The sequence below is a fragment of the Streptomyces sp. NPDC025651 genome (genome assembly GCF_055558735.1).
Window position 1 is genome coordinate 620,113 of record NZ_JBVHLZ010000002.1, and the last position, 15,187, is coordinate 635,299.

15 protein-coding genes are annotated in these 15,187 nt (G+C 71.9%); 7 read left to right on the forward strand and 8 right to left on the reverse strand.

All coding sequences use genetic code 11. The features are described from left to right. Positions 1 to 8: 8 nt before the first annotated feature. The 3 genes from ACZ4D5_RS10810 to pdhA are packed head-to-tail and all read right to left on the reverse strand — an operon-like array spanning position 9 to position 3,621. On the reverse strand, positions 9 to 1,463 hold the full coding sequence (locus tag ACZ4D5_RS10810; protein WP_467772011.1) for a dihydrolipoamide acetyltransferase family protein: 1,455 nt from the start codon (positions 1,461 to 1,463) through the stop codon (positions 9 to 11). Further along, positions 1,463 to 2,479: an alpha-ketoacid dehydrogenase subunit beta gene (locus ACZ4D5_RS10815; protein ID WP_467772012.1), complete on the reverse strand. Its 1,017-nt coding sequence runs from the start codon at positions 2,477 to 2,479 to the stop codon at positions 1,463 to 1,465. Before ACZ4D5_RS10815 ends, ACZ4D5_RS10810 begins: the two co-directional genes overlap by 1 nt. After that, a complete protein-coding gene (gene pdhA / locus ACZ4D5_RS10820) occupies positions 2,476 to 3,621 on the reverse strand; it encodes a pyruvate dehydrogenase (acetyl-transferring) E1 component subunit alpha (RefSeq protein ID WP_467772013.1) in 1,146 nt (381 codons plus the stop codon). The genes ACZ4D5_RS10815 and pdhA overlap by 4 nt, the downstream gene beginning before the upstream one ends. A 208-nt stretch (positions 3,622 to 3,829) precedes the next feature. Here pdhA and ACZ4D5_RS10825 point away from each other — a divergent pair, with 208 nt between their 5' ends. Continuing rightward, complete coding sequence (locus ACZ4D5_RS10825; protein WP_467772263.1) at positions 3,830 to 4,345, forward strand: Lrp/AsnC family transcriptional regulator; 516 nt, start codon at positions 3,830 to 3,832, stop codon at positions 4,343 to 4,345. Between the two features lie 36 nt (positions 4,346 to 4,381). Here ACZ4D5_RS10825 and ACZ4D5_RS10830 read toward each other — a convergent pair whose 3' ends face one another. Together ACZ4D5_RS10830 and ACZ4D5_RS10835 are read right to left on the reverse strand one after the other, a co-directional pair. Further along, positions 4,382 to 4,975: a TetR/AcrR family transcriptional regulator gene (locus ACZ4D5_RS10830; protein ID WP_467772014.1), complete on the reverse strand. Its 594-nt coding sequence runs from the start codon at positions 4,973 to 4,975 to the stop codon at positions 4,382 to 4,384. Beyond that, on the reverse strand, positions 4,972 to 6,483 hold the full coding sequence (locus ACZ4D5_RS10835; protein ID WP_467772015.1) for a 3-hydroxyacyl-CoA dehydrogenase: 1,512 nt from the start codon (positions 6,481 to 6,483) through the stop codon (positions 4,972 to 4,974). Before ACZ4D5_RS10835 ends, ACZ4D5_RS10830 begins: the two co-directional genes overlap by 4 nt. 195 nt (positions 6,484 to 6,678) lie before the next feature. Between ACZ4D5_RS10835 and paaN the strand changes: the two genes are divergently transcribed. Continuing rightward, on the forward strand, positions 6,679 to 8,370 hold the full coding sequence (gene paaN, locus ACZ4D5_RS10840; RefSeq protein WP_467772016.1) for a phenylacetic acid degradation protein PaaN: 1,692 nt from the start codon (positions 6,679 to 6,681) through the stop codon (positions 8,368 to 8,370). A 22-nt stretch (positions 8,371 to 8,392) separates the two neighbouring features. Here paaN and ACZ4D5_RS10845 read toward each other — a convergent pair whose 3' ends face one another. Genes ACZ4D5_RS10845 through ACZ4D5_RS10855 form a run of 3 tightly spaced genes read right to left on the reverse strand, consistent with a single transcriptional unit; the run spans position 8,393 to position 11,249 of the window. Continuing rightward, complete coding sequence (locus ACZ4D5_RS10845; RefSeq protein WP_467772017.1) at positions 8,393 to 9,199, reverse strand: TrmH family RNA methyltransferase; 807 nt, start codon at positions 9,197 to 9,199, stop codon at positions 8,393 to 8,395. Beyond that, positions 9,196 to 10,479: an HTTM domain-containing protein gene (locus tag ACZ4D5_RS10850; protein ID WP_467772018.1), complete on the reverse strand. Its 1,284-nt coding sequence runs from the start codon at positions 10,477 to 10,479 to the stop codon at positions 9,196 to 9,198. The genes ACZ4D5_RS10845 and ACZ4D5_RS10850 overlap by 4 nt, the downstream gene beginning before the upstream one ends. Next, a complete protein-coding gene (locus tag ACZ4D5_RS10855) occupies positions 10,476 to 11,249 on the reverse strand; it encodes a DUF5819 family protein (RefSeq protein ID WP_467772019.1) in 774 nt (257 codons plus the stop codon). The genes ACZ4D5_RS10850 and ACZ4D5_RS10855 overlap by 4 nt, the downstream gene beginning before the upstream one ends. Positions 11,250 to 11,433: 184 nt before the next feature. Between ACZ4D5_RS10855 and paaA the strand changes: the two genes are divergently transcribed. From paaA to ACZ4D5_RS10880, 5 genes are read left to right on the forward strand one after another with little or no spacing between them, the layout of a single operon-like run. Beyond that, positions 11,434 to 12,432, forward strand: coding sequence for a 1,2-phenylacetyl-CoA epoxidase subunit PaaA (gene paaA / locus ACZ4D5_RS10860; protein ID WP_467772020.1), 999 nt, complete (start codon positions 11,434 to 11,436; stop codon positions 12,430 to 12,432). Further along, entirely contained in the window at positions 12,429 to 12,719 is a 291-nt protein-coding gene (gene paaB, locus ACZ4D5_RS10865) for a 1,2-phenylacetyl-CoA epoxidase subunit PaaB (RefSeq protein WP_030972485.1), read from the forward strand. The genes paaA and paaB overlap by 4 nt, the downstream gene beginning before the upstream one ends. Before the next feature lie 59 nt (positions 12,720 to 12,778). Beyond that, entirely contained in the window at positions 12,779 to 13,477 is a 699-nt protein-coding gene (gene paaC / locus ACZ4D5_RS10870; RefSeq protein ID WP_467772264.1) for a 1,2-phenylacetyl-CoA epoxidase subunit PaaC, read from the forward strand. Then, entirely contained in the window at positions 13,471 to 13,971 is a 501-nt protein-coding gene (gene paaD / locus ACZ4D5_RS10875; protein ID WP_467772021.1) for a 1,2-phenylacetyl-CoA epoxidase subunit PaaD, read from the forward strand. Before paaC ends, paaD begins: the two co-directional genes overlap by 7 nt. Continuing rightward, positions 13,971 to 15,074, forward strand: coding sequence for a 2Fe-2S iron-sulfur cluster-binding protein (locus ACZ4D5_RS10880; protein WP_467772022.1), 1,104 nt, complete (start codon positions 13,971 to 13,973; stop codon positions 15,072 to 15,074). The genes paaD and ACZ4D5_RS10880 overlap by 1 nt, the downstream gene beginning before the upstream one ends. Positions 15,075 to 15,187: the final 113 nt, after the last annotated feature.

Sequence of the window (15,187 nt, forward strand, 5' to 3'; positions counted from 1 at the left end):
CTGGTGACTCACACCGACCGCAGCAGCACCGCCGGCTGCTCCACGCAGTCGGCCACGTAGCGCAGGAAGCCACCCGCCGTGCCGCCGTCGCACACCCGGTGGTCGAAGGTGAGCGACAGCTGGACCACGTGCCGCACCGCCAACTCCCCTTCGTGGACCCACGGCTTGGGGATGATCCGCCCGACGCCGAGCATGGCCGCCTCGGGGTGGTTGATGATCGGCGTCGAGCCGTCGACCCCGAACACCCCGTAATTGTTGAGCGTGAAGGTCCCTCCGGTGAGTTCCCCGGGCGTGAGCGTCCCGGCCCGCGCCTCCTCCGTGAGCCGGATCAGCTCGGCGTTGATCGACGCGGTCGTACGCGACTGGGAGTGCCGCACCACCGGCACGACCAGGCCGCGGTCGGTCTGCGCCGCGAAGCCGAGGTGGATGTCGGCGAACCGGCGTACCTCGCGCGCCTCCATGTCCACGCTGGAGTTGAGCATCGGGAAGCGCTGCAGCGCGGCCACGCTGATGCGGGCGAACAGCGCGAGCAGCGACACCTTGTGGCCGTCGCGCTCGCTCATCGCCGCGTTCATGGCCCTGCGGGCCGCGAGCAGTTCGGTCGCGTCGGCGTCGACCCAGCAGGTGGCCTCCGGTATCTCGCGACGGCTGCGGGACATCTTGTCCGCGACCAGGCCCCTGATGCCGGTCAGCGGGTGCCGGGACTCGATGCCCGCGCGTGTGGGCTCCTGTCCGGCCGCCACCTGGCGGCGCGCCTCGGCCCGTCCCGCGCGGATCAGCTCGTCGTCCTCGCGGGCGGCCTCCTTGATCGCGCGGGTGCGCTCCGTGGCCCGCGCGCCCGCCCGGCCCGCCGCGACGGCGGACTCGACGTCCGCGCGCGTGATCAGCCCGTCCGGGCCCGAGCCCGTGAGACCCCGCAGGTCGACGCCGTTCTCGCGCGCCAGCTTCCGTACGAGGGGGGAGATCACCGGAACCGGGCCGTCCGCGCGCGCGGACGGCTCCTGCGGAGGCTCCTCTCGCGGAGGCTCTTCCCTCTGAACGGGGCTGGTGGGGCCGGTAGGGCTGGTGGGGCTGGTGGGTCGTACCCTCCTGCGGCGCGCGGGCGCCGCCGCCGTTCCGTACCCGACCAGGACGTTGCCGGAGGACTCCTCGGCGGCCGACTGCAGGGCACGCTCGGCGGGCTCCTCCGGGGCCCGGGCCCCGGCCGTCTCCTCGGCGGCACCCACGGCGACCGTCAACAGCGGCGCGCCCACGGGCAGTTCCTCGCCCTCCCCGCCGTAGCGGGCCGTCACCACGCCTCCGTAGGGACACGGCACCTCGACCATCGCCTTGGCCGTCTCGACCTCGACGACCGGCTGGTCCACCGCGACCACGTCACCGACCTCGACGAGCCAGCGGACGATCTCGGCCTCCGTCAGCCCTTCCCCGAGGTCGGGCAGTTTGAATTCGAGGACCTGGGCCATCAGCTCTCCGCCTCCCACTGCAGCCGCGCGACCGCGTCCAGAATCCGGTCCACGCCCGGCAGATGGTGCTTCTCCAGCATCGGCGGCGGATACGGGATGTCGAAGCCCGCGACCCGCAGCACCGGCGCCTCCAGGTGGTGGAAGCACCGCTCGGTGACCCGCGCGGCGATCTCTCCGCCGGGGCCGCCGAAGCCGCCCGACTCGTGCACGACGACCGCGCGTCCCGTCCGCCGCACCGACGCCGCGACCGTCTCGTCGTCGAAGGGCACCAGCGAGCGCAGGTCGACCACTTCGAGGTCCCAGCCCTCCGCGCGGGCGGCCTCGGCGGCCTCCAGGCAGACGGGCACGGACGGGCCGTACGTGATGAGGGTGGCGCTGCGCCCCGCGCGCCGCACCACGGCGCGGCCTATCGGTTCAACGGTCGCCGGAGCGTCCGGGTTCCAGTCGGCCTTGGACCAGTACAGCCTCTTCGGCTCCAGGAAGACGACCGGGTCGTCGGAGGCGATGGACGCCCGCAGCAGGCCGTAGGCGTCGGCGACGGTGGCGGGCGTGACGACATGGAGCCCCGGGGTCGCCATGTAGTACGCCTCGGAGGAGTCGCTGTGGTGCTCGACGCCGCCGATCCCGCCGCCGTAGGGCACGCGGACGGTGAGGGGCAGCGGCATCGCGCCCCTGGTGCGGTTCCGCATCCGCGCCACGTGCGAGATCAGCTGCTCAAAGGCGGGGTAGGCGAAGGCGTCGAACTGCATCTCGACGACGGGCCGCAGGCCGTACATCGCCATGCCCACCGCCGTGCCGAGGATGCCCGCCTCGGCCAGCGGTGTGTCCGTGCAGCGGTCCTCGCCGAACTCCTCGGCGAGTCCGTCGGTGACCCGGAAGACACCACCGAGCGCGCCGACGTCCTCACCGAGGACGTGCACGGAGGGGTCCTCGGCCATGGAGTCGCGCAGCGCTCGCCCGAGCGCCTGCGCCATGCTGGCCGGCTTGGTGACCGGCTTCGCCGCGACCGTGGTCATCGCGCTTCCTCCTCCGCCTCTTCCGAGGCCACTTCCAGCTCGGCCCGCAACTGCGCCGCCTGCTCCCGCAGTTGGGAGGTCTGCTCGGCGTACACGTGCGTGAAGAGATCCATGGGGTCGAGCAGCGGGTCCTGGTTCATGCGCTCGCGCAGGTCGGCCGCCATGGCCTCGGCGTCGTCGGTCGCCCGCCGCCTGATGTCGTCGTCCAGGAGTCCGCGCTCCGTCAACTCCCGCTCCAGGAGCAGGATCGGGTCGTGGCCGCGCCAGGCCTCCACCTCGGCGTCGCGGCGGTAGCGGGTGGCGTCGTCGGCGTTCGTGTGGGCTTCCATGCGGTACGTGAGGGCCTCGACGAGGGTCGGGCCGCCGCCCTCCCGCGCGCGGGAGACCGCTTCGCCGAGGACCTCGTGCATCGCGACCGCGTCGTTGCCGTCCACCAGGCGCCCCGGCATGCCGTACCCGACGGCCTTGTGGGCCAGGGACGGGGCGGCCGTCTGCTTGGCGAGCGGCACGGAGATCGCGAAGCCGTTGTTCTGCACGAGGAAGACCACGGGGGCCTGCCACACGGCGGCGAAGTTCAGCGCCTCGTGGAAGTCGCCCTCGCTGGTGCCGCCGTCGCCGACCATGGCGAGCGCGACCACGTCGTCGCCCTTGAGCCGGGCGGCGTGTGCGAGGCCCACGGCGTGCGGGAGTTGGGTCGCGAGGGGGGTGCACAGGGGCGCCGTGCGGTACTCACGCGGGTCGTACCCGGTGTGCCAGTCGCCGCGCAGCAGCGTCAGCGCGCTCACGGGGTCGAGACCGCGGGCGACCACGGCGAGCGTGTCCCGGTAGCTGGGAAAGAGCCAGTCCCGCTCCTCCAGGGCGAGGGCGGCGGCGATCTCGCACGCCTCCTGCCCGGTGCTGGACGGGTAGACCGCGAGCCTGCCCTGCTTGGTCAGCGCGGTCGCCTGGGTGTTGTAGCGGCGACCGCGCACCAGCTCCGCGTACAGGCGGCGGAGCAGCCCCGGATCGGCCTTCTGAGCGGCCTCGGTGCCAAGGACGCGGTAGGGCTCCGCGTCCGGCAGGAGCGGCGCGGGGCCGATCCTGGGCTGCCAAGCGGGGGGCGGGGAGGGCCGGTAGGCGCCCCGCTGCTCCATGACCGTCATGACGGCACCTCCTGGGGGGGGAAGCGGTCTCCTCGTGGGAGCTGCAAAAGAGGCGCGGCGATGTGATGCGCCTCACCAACCGATTGTTCGGTCGTCGGCACATTTTGGCTACAGGCACCTCCAGGCTGTGGACAAACGGTTCTGCACAGCCTGGGATGGATGCAGTACGTCCATGGTAGGGAGGCGGGGGGACATGGCATCTGAACGAATGGCCGACCGGAACGACAGCGACCGTCCGGAACCCCGGCCGGAGACCCGCCCCGAACCCCGCCCCGAGCCCAGGCCCCTGGACGCCATCGACCGCGACATCCTGCAGATCCTGCACACGGACGGTCGCGCGTCGATACGCTCCGTGGCCGAACGCGTCCATGTGTCGCGGGCCAACGCGTACGCGCGCATCAACCGCCTGATCGACGACGGCGTCATCCGGGGCTTCGGGGCGCGGATCAACCACGAGCGCGCCGGGCAGGGCGCGTCCGCGTACATCACGCTCAAGATCGTTCAGAACACCTGGCGTACGGTGCGCGAGCACCTGCGCGCACTTCCCGGTGCGTCACACATCGCGCTGGTCAGCGGCGACTTCGACGTACTGCTCCTGGTGCACACGCCGGACAACCGCGCTCTGCGCGAACTGGTGCTCACCCGGCTGCAGTCCATCCCCGAAGTGCTCAGCACGCGTACGTTGCTGGTCTTCGAGGAGGACGACATGGAGCCGGAGAGCTGACTCCCGGCCCGGCCACGCGCCGTTCCGCGGGCCGGTTCAGCGCTCGGCGCGCAGCCCCGCGAAGGCCAACTGCACGACCGCGTCCGCGATTTGTGCGCCGTTTGCGGCGCCGCGGCTCTCCGGCCGGTACCACTCGACGATGGAATTGATCATTCCGAAGAGCAGCCTGGTGGCCAGGCGCAGCTCGACGTCGGAGCGCAGATCGCCGTCCGCGACGGCCTCCTTGAACAGCTCGGCCACCTGCTGGTCGAACTCCCTGCGCCGCTCCATGGCCCAGCGCTCGGTGTCCGTGTTGCCGCGCACCCGCAGCAGCAGCGTCACATAGGGCAGTTCGGCGACCAGGACCTCCACCGTGCGGCGCGTGACGTACTCCAGGCGCTCCACCGCACTGCCCACGCGCGCGTGCTCCTCGGCGAGGATCCCGAAGAGGCCGTCGAGCGCCCGGCTCACCGCGCGGCGCAGCAGCTCCTCCTTGCCCGTCACGTGGTGGTAGATCGAGGACTTGGAGATGCCGGCCGCCTTGGAGAGGTGCTCCATGGACGTGCCGTCGTAGCCCCGTTCGTTGAAGACTCCGACGGCGACGCCGAGCAGTGTCTCCGGGGTGTACGTGTCCCGCCGGGCGGTGGTCATGAGTACTCCTCTCGCACGGCCTGGCGCCGCAGGGCCTGGGAGGGCGCGTATCGCCCTGTGGGGTACTCGTCGTTCAGCAGGTCCAGCGCCTGGGCCACGCGGTACGCGGTGAGGCGGCGGCCCCATTCGACCGGTCCGAGCGGGTAGTTGACGCCGAGCCGCATGGCGGTGTCGACGTCCTCGGCATCCGCCACCTCGCGCCCCACCGCGTCGAGGGCGAAATCGACGAGCATCCACACCGTGCGGGCCACGATCATTCCCGGGGTGTGCCGGATGACGCTGACCTTCTTGCCGAGCGCCTGGAAGAGGCCGATCGCCTCCTTCAGGCCCTGCTCGCCCACCCTGCTCGACGGCGCGAGGGCGATCCGGGTCGCGGCCCGGTAGTCCAGCGCGAGGTCGAAGTGGATCGTGGGCTCCGCCGCGGCGTCGGCGGCCGAGCCGTCGGCCGGGGCGAGCCGTGTGCCGCTCGGGAGCTCGATGTGTCCCGGGGAGCTCGGGACTCCCGTGCCGTGCTCGACCCGGATGCCCGCCTCACCGATGAGGTCGACGAGCGTGCCCGCCGGGAAGAGGTCGCCGTCGACGAGGACGGACTCCGGTGCCTTCGCGGGATCCGCGGTGTGCGGCTCCGCGCGCGGGGCGTCGTCCCCGTACGCGTACCAGCCCTGTCCTGACTTGCGGCCGAGGCGGCGCGACTCGACGAGGCGGCGCTGGGCGAGCGAGGGCGTGAACTTGGGGTCCTGGAAGAAGGAGTCCCACACGGAGCGCGTGACGGCTTCGTTGACGTCCTGGCCGATGAGGTCGGTGAGCTCGAAGGGGCCCATCTTGAAGCCGCCGCACTCGCGCAGGACGGCGTCGATGGTGGCGGGGTCGGCGACCCGCTCCTCGTACAGGCGCAGGGCCTCGGCGTAGAAGGGCCTGGCGACGCGGTTGACGACGAAGCCGGGGGTGTCCGCGCAGCGCACCGGGGTCTTGCCCCAGGCCTTCGCGGTCTCGTACGCGCGCGTGGCGGCCGACTCGTCCGTCGCGAAGCCACTGACGACCTCGACGAGGGGGAGCAGCGGCGCGGGGTTGAAGAAGTGCAGGCCGACGAAGCGGCCCGGCTCGCGCAGGGCGCCCGCGATGGCGGTCACGGACAGGGACGAGGTGTTGGTCGCCAGCAGACAGTCCTCGGAGACGACGTCTTCGAGGTCCTGGAACAGCCTCTGTTTGACGTCCAGTTGTTCCAGGATCGCCTCGACGACGAGACCGCAGCCGGCGAGCTCCGCGAGGCTCGCGGCGGCCGTGAGCCTGGCGCCGGCCGCGGCGCGGTCCTCGGCCGTGAGCCTGCCCTTCTCGACGAGCCGGTCCAGCCGGGCGCCGATCGCGTCGGCCGCCGCCTTCGCGCGGTCGGGCGCGGCGTCGTACAGCCGCACGGGGTGGCCCGCGACCAGGGCGACCTGTGCGATGCCCTGTCCCATGGTTCCGGTACCGACCACGGCAACGGCGCTGGTGAGCTCGAGTGCTGTCATGCTCGCGATCCTCCCGCACGGCCTTCGGCCGGGGGTTCCGGGGGTGGCCGTGGAGAAGTTGTCCACAGGTTTGGCGGACCCTCTTGTCCCGACCGATCGTTCGGTTACTCTAGCTCTGTCCGCACGTCCCTGCCCACCGTCCCTGCCCAGTTCGCCAGCTCGACGAAGAGCTGACCGACGAGGAGTTGGTCCGTCATGGCCGCCGAACTCACCGCGCACGACCTCATCGCCAAGCACCGGTCCACCCTCGACCAGGCGCTGGAGACCATCCGCACGCGCGCGTACTGGTCCCCCCACCCCGAACACCCCAAGGCGTACGGCGAGGACGGCAGTCTGAGCCTGCCCGAGGGCAAGGCCGCGTTCGACGCCCTCCAGGGCACCCGCTTCGACCTCGCCCAGCCCGGCACGGACGACTGGGTGGGCGGGGAAGTCTCTCCGTACGGCCCGGAGTTGGGGATCACCTACCCCCACCCGGACATCGACGCCCTGCTGCCCGCCATGCGCGCGGGCATGCGCGCCTGGCGCGACGCGGGCGCGGAAGCGCGCGCGATGGTCTGTCTGGAGATCCTGTCGCGGATCAGCGCCCGCACGCACGAGTTCGCGCACGCCGTCATGCACACCAGCGGCCAGGCCTTCATGATGGCCTTCCAGGCGGGCGGCCCGCACGCCCAGGACCGCGGCCTGGAAGCGGTCGCGTACGCGTACGTCGAGCAGTCCCGCACCCCCGACGCCGCCGAGTGGACCAAGCCCCAGGGCAAGCGCGACCCCCTCGCGATGAACAAGCGGTTCACGCCCGTCGCGCGCGGCATCTCCCTCCTGATCGGCTGCAACACCTTCCCGACGTGGAACGGCTACCCCGGCCTGTTCGCCTCGCTCGCCACCGGCAACCCCGTCCTGGTCAAGCCCCACCCGCGCGCGGTGCTGCCCCTCGCGCTCACGGTCCGCGTCGCCCGCGAGGTCCTCGCCGAGGCGGGCTTCGACCCGAACCTCGTGTGCCTGGCGGCCGAGAGGCCCGGTGAGGGCATCGCCAAGACCCTCGCGGTCCGCCCCGAGATCAGGATCATCGACTACACGGGGTCGTCGTCCTTCGGCGACTGGCTGGAGGCCAACGCCCGCCAGGCGCAGGTCTACACCGAGAAGGCCGGCGTCAACACGGTCCTCGTGGAGTCGACGGACAACTACAAGGGAATGCTGGCCAACCTCGCCTTCTCCCTGTCCCTCTACAGCGGCCAGATGTGCACCACCCCGCAGAACCTCCTGATCCCGCGCGACGGCATCACCACGGACGCGGGCGCCAAGTCGTACGACGACGTGGTGTCCGACCTCGCGGCCTCCGTGAACGGCCTGCTCGGCGACGACGCCCGGGCGAACGGCATCCTCGGCGCACTGGTCAACCCGGACGTGAAGGCCCGCCTGGAGGCGGCCGCCGGGCTCGGCGAAGTCGCCCTCGCCTCACGGGAGATCGCCAACCCCGAGTTCCCCGACGCCGTGGTCCGCACCCCGGTGATCGTCAAGCTGGACGGCGCGAAGCCGGACGCCGAGGCGGCCTACCTCAGCGAGTGCTTCGGCCCGGTCTCCTTCGCGGTCGCCGTCGACTCGGCGGCGGACGCGGTGGAGCTGCTGCGCCGCACGGTGCGCGACAAGGGAGCGATGACCGTCGGGGCGTACACCACGTCGGACGAGCTCTCCGCCGCCGTGGAGGAGACCTGCCTCGAAGAGTGCGCCCAGCTCTCCCTGAACCTCACGGGCGGCGTCTATGTGAACCAGACGGCGGCGTTCTCGGACTTCCACGGCTCGGGCGGCAACCCCGCGGCGAACGCCGCGCTGTGCGACGGCGCGTTCGTGGCCAACCGCTTCCGCGTGGTGGAGATCCGCAGGGACGCCTGACGCCCCGGAGTCCGCGGCGGGTTCAGGCCTCCGGCCCCGGGGGCCTGCCCGCCGACCAGTGGAAGAGCGCCATGCCGACGCTCGTCGCCAGGTTGTAGCTGGAGACCTGGGGGCGCATCGGCAGGGACACCAAGTGGTCGGCGCGGTCCCGCAGTTCGGCCGAAAGGCCGCTGCGCTCGGACCCGAAGGCGAGCACGGCGTCGTCCGGGAGCGTCAGCCCCCGGATGTCCTCGCCCTCGGCGTCGAGCGCGAACACCGGGCCCGGCGGCAGCTCCGCGACCTCCATCCGCTCCACGGCGGTCGCGAAGTGCAGCCCTGCCCCGCCGCGCACGACGGTGGGGTGCCAGGGATCGAGCGTGCCGGTCGTGACGACCCCGGTCGCCCCGAACCCCGCGGCGAGCCGGATCACCGCGCCCGCGTTGCCGAGGTTGCGCGGGTCGTCGAGCACGACGACCGGCGCGGTCCTCGGCAGCCGCCCCAGCGCCGCCAGATGGGCCGTACGCGAGGGGCGCACCGCGAGCGCGGCGACCGCCGTGGGGTGCAGCCGGGGCACGAGAGCGCGCAGCCGCTCGTCCTGGACCTGCACCAGAAGCCCGTCGAGCGCCTCCCTCACGTCCGGCGCGAGGTCGTCCGCCAGGGCGAGGACGGCGGCCCTGTCGCCGGTCAGCGCGAGGGGCACCCGTGCCCCGAAGCGCAGCGCGTGCTTGATCGCGTGGAAGCCGTCGAGCAGCACGGAGCCGTCGGCGAGCCCGCGCCAGGCGCGTACGGCGTCCTCGGGGTCCGTCGCGGCCGCCCCGCCCGTGCCGTCCGTGACGTCCGTGCCGTTCATGGAGTGAAGCCTACGCGCGCGTGCTCGGTGGGCTCCGTGCCCGGCTCCTCGCCCCGTGCGCGCTGCTCCGGCATGGCGTCCCCGTCCTCGGCACGGTCGGCGCGGCCGGCGCGGGGGAGCGGAATGCGGGAAACCGCCGCTCCACGCGCGCGTGCCACCCATCCGCCCAGGCGCCGCAGGAACGACGTCGGCAGGAACACGGCGTCGGCCGCGATCATCGCGAGCGAGAAGAACGGCAGGCCCAGGACGACCGCGATGACGGCGTGCTCGAACATCATGGCCGCCAGCAGGACGTTCTTGACCCGGCGGTTGAAGAGCGTGAAGGGGAAGGCCACCTGCACGGCGACCGTCCCGTACGTCACCAGCATCACCATGAGGCCGTGCGACGAGAGCAGTTCGGAGAGGGCGGGCCACGGGGAGAAGTAGTCGAGGTTCAGCGGGTAGTAGACAGCCGTGCCGTCCTGCCAGCGGCTGCCCTGGATCTTGTACCAGCCGGCCGTCGCGTAGATCAGGCAGGCCTCGACCATGATCACGAGTAGCCCCGCGTTGTGGGCGATGTTGGCCACCACGTCGAGGAGCTTGCGCAGCTCGCTGCCCGGCCCGCGCCGCCCCGTCGCCCACCACAGGCCGTGCGCCAGCCACAGCCCCCAGAAGAACAGCAGCCAGCCGCCGCTGAGCTGCCCGAAGAACGTCACGAGGGACAGGCCGAGACCGAGCACCCACCACAGGACGGGCCCCACCCTGTCGACGTCCGGCACCCTGTCGGCGTCGACGTCCTCCGCCTCGTCGGCGCCCTCCACGCGCACGCGTGCCGCACGCCGCGCGTCCAGCGACCAGACCTGGCCGCACCGCGTGAAGACCAGATACGTCGCCATGAGGTGGATGACGTTGTCGCCGCCGTCCCCGATGAAGATGCTGCGGTTCTGCAGCGACAGCACGCCGATCATGAAGAGCACGGACATCGCGCGCGTGTGCCAGCCGAGCAGCAGCAGGGCGCTGCTCAGCATCGCCAGCGCGTAGACGACCTCGAACCAGAGCTGCCCGTCCGACCACATCAGCGCGGTGAAGGCGCCGTTGCTCGCGACGAGCTGCTGCGCCATGTCCCAGTTCCAGGGACCGTCGGGCCCGTACATCTCATGGCGGTGGGGGAACTCGCGCAGCAGGAAGAACAGCCAGGTCGCCGCGAAGCCGATGCGGATCACCGCGGTCTGGTACGGGCCGAGGGCGTATCCGGTGGCCTTGGCGAGCCCTTGTCCCAGCGGACGTGCGAACCGACTCACCGGTCACTCCCCTTCGCGTCCGAGAGCGGCAGGTCCTCCGGAGTCACCGTCCACCAGGGGAGGAGGCGGTACACGGGTTTGGCGGACACCTTCTCGTCGCTCCACTTCGGAGGCCGCACGTTCGTGGTCTTCGCGCGCAGCTGCACCCGTGCGATCTCGTCGCCCTTGCCGCCCGGCGCCTCCCGTTCCAGGCGCATGTACGCGATGCGGCGGACGTAGCGCTCGGAGAGCTGGCCCCGCAGACCGACGGGACGATTCTGCGTGTCGTGCGCGCCCACGTAGAAGTCCCAGGCCCTGCGCAGCTCGTTCTGCTGCGTGTGGCTGGGCAGCAGACTGCCGTCGATCCCGGCGCCGTCCTGCGCGGAGAGGTCGTACCAGTCCGTGGTCCGTACGCCTCCGTCGGCCGTACGGAGCTCCGCGCGGGCCTGCACCGCGACGTTCTGCTGGAGCGGATTGGGGGCGAAGAGCTTCCAGTTCTGCTCGAACTCGGGGTAAATCCACTCGTCGACCACGTCGCCGTGCTGCTTGGTCAGGGTGTTCGAGGGCGCGACGTGGAGGAAGAGCATGCCCGTGTGGACGACGGCGACCACGGCGATGATCGCCAGGGCGCACGCCGCGGCGATCTGATGACCGAGCCTGAGCCCGGCGATGCCGACGCGAGCCGCCGGCTCGGGGCTCCGGCCCTCGCCGAGCGGTGCCGGATCGGCCGTGGGTCCTGGGCCGTGGGGTCCGGCGGGCCCGCCGCCGGACCCCTTGTCGTACCCGTCCATCGCGCCCCGTTCCCCGTTCCCGCACCGAACCCTGCCGCCGGAACGGTACTCAGGCCTGCCCGCCCCGCACAGCGTCCGTGAAGTTATCCACAGGGTTGACACCTTATGGCGACGCGCCGCACCATTGAATTCAACGAACCGAACGATCGGTCGGTAGGTTCGCTCAAGGTCGAGGGGGACCGAGATGGCGACAGCAGCCGCACACCAGGCGGCGGGGACGGAGCCGGACGAGGCCGCGTCCACGGCGGAGCACCAGACCGCCTTCGACGCGGCGGTCGCCGCCGACGAGCGCATCGAGCCACGCGACTGGATGCCGGACGCCTATCGCGCGTCCCTGGTCCGCCAGATCGCGCAGCACGCGCACTCCGAGATCATCGGCATGCAGCCGGAGGCCAACTGGATCACGCGCGCCCCCTCCCTGCGGCGCAAGGCGATCCTCATGGCGAAGGTGCAGGACGAGGCCGGTCACGGCCTGTATCTCTACAGCGCCGCCGAAACCCTCGGCACCAGCCGTGACGAGCTGCTCGACAAGCTGCACGCGGGCCGCCAGAAGTACTCGTCGATCTTCAACTACCCCACGCTGACCTGGGCCGACGTCGGCGCGATCGGCTGGCTCGTGGACGGCGCGGCGATCACCAACCAGGTCCCCCTGTGCCGCTGTTCGTACGGTCCTTACGCCCGCGCCATGGTCCGCGTCTGCAAGGAGGAGTCCTTCCACCAGCGCCAGGGGTACGAGTCGTTGCTCGCCCTCAGCCGCGGCACCCAGGCCCAGCACGACATGGCGCAGGACGCGGTGAACCGCTGGTGGTGGCCCTCGCTGATGATGTTCGGCCCGCCCGACGACGAGTCCTCGCACTCCGAGCAGTCGATGACGTGGAAGATCAAGCGCCACTCGAACGACGAGCTGCGCCAGCGCTTCGTGGACATCTGCGTCCCCCAGGCCGAGTCGCTCGGCCTGACGCTCCCCGACCCGGACCTGGTGTGGAACGAGGACCGGGGGCACTACGACTTCGGCCCCATCGACTGGACCGAGTTCTGGGACGTCCTCAAGGGCAACGGCCCCTGCAACGACCAGCGCATCACCCAGCGCAGGCGCGCCCACGAGGAGGGCGCGTGGGTCAGGGAGGCCGCGGCCGCGTACGCGACGAAGCACGGCGAGAAGCACGGAGAGGCGACAGCATGAGCAGCTCGACCGACTGGCCGCTGTGGGAGGTGTTCGTCCGCTCCCGCCGCGGGCTCTCCCACACCCACGCGGGCAGCCTGCACGCCCCCGACGCGGAGATGGCCCTGCGCAACGCCCGCGATCTGTACACCCGCAGGAGCGAGGGCGTCTCCATCTGGGTGGTGCCGTCCACCGAGATCACCGCCTCGTCCCCGGACGAGAAGGACTCCTTCTTCGAACCGGCCGGCGACAAGCCCTACCGCCACCCGACGTTCTACGAGATCCCGGAGGGGGTGAAGCACCTGTGACCGCCTCCACCGACGTCACCTCCACCGATGCCGTCGCGACCGGCGCCGAAGTCCCGGCCCTGCCCGCCCTGGCCCTCGGGGACGACGCGCTGGTGCTCTCGCACCGCCTGGGGGAGTGGGCCGGGCACGCCCCCGTCCTCGAAGAGGAGGTCGCCCTCGCGAACATCGCCCTCGACCTCCTCGGCCAGGCCCGCGTCCTGCTCTCCCTGGCCGGTGACGAGGACGAGTTGGCGTATCTGCGCGAGGAGCGCGCCTTCCGCAACCTCCAGCTGGTCGAGCAGCCGAACGGCGACTTCGCGCACACCATCGCCCGCCAGCTCTACTTCTCCACGTACCAGACCTTGCTGTACGGCCAGTTGGCCGCGGGCGACAGCCCCTTCGCCCCCCTGGCGGCGAAGGCCGTCAAGGAGGTCGCCTACCACCAGGACCACGCCGAGCAGTGGACCCTGCGGCTCGGCGACGGCACGGACGAGAGCCACGCGCGCATGCAGCGCGGCCTCGACGCCCTGTGGCGGTACACCGGCGAGATGTTCCAGCCGGTGGCGGGCCTGGACGTCGACGGGCAGGCGCTGCGGGAGAGTTGGACCGCCTCGGTGACGGCGGTCGTCGAGCGCGCCACGCTGACCGTGCCCGAGGGCCCGCAGACCGGCGCGTGGGCGGCGGGCGCCGGACGCCAGGGCCTGCACACCGAACCGTTCGGGCGGATGCTCGCCGAGATGCAGCATCTGCACCGCAGCCACCCGGGGGCGTCATGGTGACGACCGCGCCCACCGCGCTGGAGGCGGAGCTCCTGGCCCTCGCGGGCTCGGTGCCCGACCCCGAGCTGCCCGTGCTGACCCTGGCCGAGCTCGGCGTGGTCCGCGGCGTCCGGGTCCTCGGCCCCGGCAAGGTCGACGTCGACCTGACCCCCACGTACACCGGCTGCCCCGCGATAGAGGCCATGACCGCCGACATCGAGCAGGTGCTGCACGACCGCGGCATGGCCGAGGTCTCGGTGCGCACGGTCCTCTCCCCCGCCTGGTCGACGGACGACATCAGCGCCGAAGGCCGCCGCAAACTGGCCGAGTTCGGCATCGCGCCCCCGCGCTCCCGCCCGGCGGACGGCCCCGTCCCCCTGAGCCTGTCGATCCGCTGTCCGCACTGCGGCTCGACCGACACCGAACTGCTCAGCCGCTTCTCGTCCACGGCCTGCAAGGCGCTGCGCCGCTGCGCCTCCTGCCGTGAACCCTTCGACCACTTCAAGGAGTTGTGATGGCCCGCTTCCACCCGCTCCGGGTAGCGGCGGTCGACCGGCTCACCGACGACTCCGTGACGCTGACGTTCGACGTGCCGCCCGCGCTGCGCGAGGAGTTCCGCTTCGTCCCCGGCCAGCACCTCGCCCTGCGCCGCTTCACCGACGGAACCGACGGCACAGACGGCACAGACGGCACAGACGGCACCGAGATCCGGCGTACGTACTCGATCTGCTCCCCGGCACCGCACCCCGACGCCCAGGGAGAGCCCCGGAGCCTGCGGGTCGGCGTTCGCCTGGTCGAGGACGGCGCCTTCTCGACGTACGCCTTCAAGGAAGTCGCCGTCGGCGACGAGCTGGAGGTGATGACGCCCGCGGGACGCTTCACCCTGGACCCGGCGCCCGGTCGCTATGCGGCGATCGTCGGCGGCAGCGGCATCACTCCGGTGCTCTCCATCGTCACGACGCTCCTGGAGCGCGAACCGCGGGCGGACTTCTGTCTGATCCGCAGCGACCGCACCACCGCGTCGACGATGTTCCTGGAGGAGGTCGCCGACCTCAAGGACCGCTGGCCCGACCGGTTCCAGCTGGTCACGGTGCTCTCCCGCGAGGAGCAGCAGGCGGGCCTCGACTCCGGACGGCTCGACGACGAGCGGCTCGCCCGGCTCCTGCCCGCGCTGCTGCCCGTGGGCGAGATCGAGGGCTGGTTCCTGTGCGGCCCGTTCGGCCTGGTGCAGGGTGCCGAGCGGACGCTGCGCGGCCTCGGCGTGGACCGTCGCCGCATCCACGAGGAGATCTTCCACGTCGACGCCGGTGTCCCCGCCGCGCCCGCCTCCCCCGCCCCCGAGCACAGCACGGTGACGGTGACGCTCGACGGCCGTTCGGGCACCTGGCCCGTCCGCGACGGCGAGACGCTCCTGGAGACGGTGCTGCGCAACCGCGCCGACGCGCCCTATGCCTGCAAGGGCGGGGTCTGCGGCACCTGTCGCGCCTTCCGGGTCTCGGGCGAGGTGCGGATGGACCGGAACTTCGCGCTGGAGCCGGAGGAGACGGAGGCCGGCTATGTGCTGGCGTGCCAGTCCCATCCGGCCACGGACACCGTGGAGTTGGACTTCGACCGCTGAGCACGCCCGGCCCCGCAGGTGTGGCTTCCTACGGATGTGGCTCCCCGTGCCCGCGCCCCCGGCCCTCTGCCTGTTCCCTTCCCGTAGAACCTGTTCTATCTTGACGGACCGTC

Coding starts and splice junctions, on each gene's coding strand:
- ACZ4D5_RS10810 (WP_467772011.1), bottom strand. CDS start 1,463: ATGGCCCAGGTCCTCGAATTCAAACTGCCCGACCTCGGGGAAGGGCTG.
- ACZ4D5_RS10815 (WP_467772012.1), bottom strand. CDS start 2,479: ATGACCACGGTCGCGGCGAAGCCGGTCACCAAGCCGGCCAGCATGGCG.
- pdhA (WP_467772013.1), bottom strand. CDS start 3,621: ATGACGGTCATGGAGCAGCGGGGCGCCTACCGGCCCTCCCCGCCCCCC.
- ACZ4D5_RS10825 (WP_467772263.1), top strand. CDS start 3,830: ATGGCCGACCGGAACGACAGCGACCGTCCGGAACCCCGGCCGGAGACC.
- ACZ4D5_RS10830 (WP_467772014.1), bottom strand. CDS start 4,975: ATGACCACCGCCCGGCGGGACACGTACACCCCGGAGACACTGCTCGGC.
- ACZ4D5_RS10835 (WP_467772015.1), bottom strand. CDS start 6,483: ATGACAGCACTCGAGCTCACCAGCGCCGTTGCCGTGGTCGGTACCGGA.
- paaN (WP_467772016.1), top strand. CDS start 6,679: ATGGCCGCCGAACTCACCGCGCACGACCTCATCGCCAAGCACCGGTCC.
- ACZ4D5_RS10845 (WP_467772017.1), bottom strand. CDS start 9,199: ATGAACGGCACGGACGTCACGGACGGCACGGGCGGGGCGGCCGCGACG.
- ACZ4D5_RS10855 (WP_467772019.1), bottom strand. CDS start 11,249: ATGGACGGGTACGACAAGGGGTCCGGCGGCGGGCCCGCCGGACCCCAC.
- paaA (WP_467772020.1), top strand. CDS start 11,434: ATGGCGACAGCAGCCGCACACCAGGCGGCGGGGACGGAGCCGGACGAG.
- paaB (WP_030972485.1), top strand. CDS start 12,429: ATGAGCAGCTCGACCGACTGGCCGCTGTGGGAGGTGTTCGTCCGCTCC.
- paaD (WP_467772021.1), top strand. CDS start 13,471: ATGGTGACGACCGCGCCCACCGCGCTGGAGGCGGAGCTCCTGGCCCTC.
- ACZ4D5_RS10880 (WP_467772022.1), top strand. CDS start 13,971: ATGGCCCGCTTCCACCCGCTCCGGGTAGCGGCGGTCGACCGGCTCACC.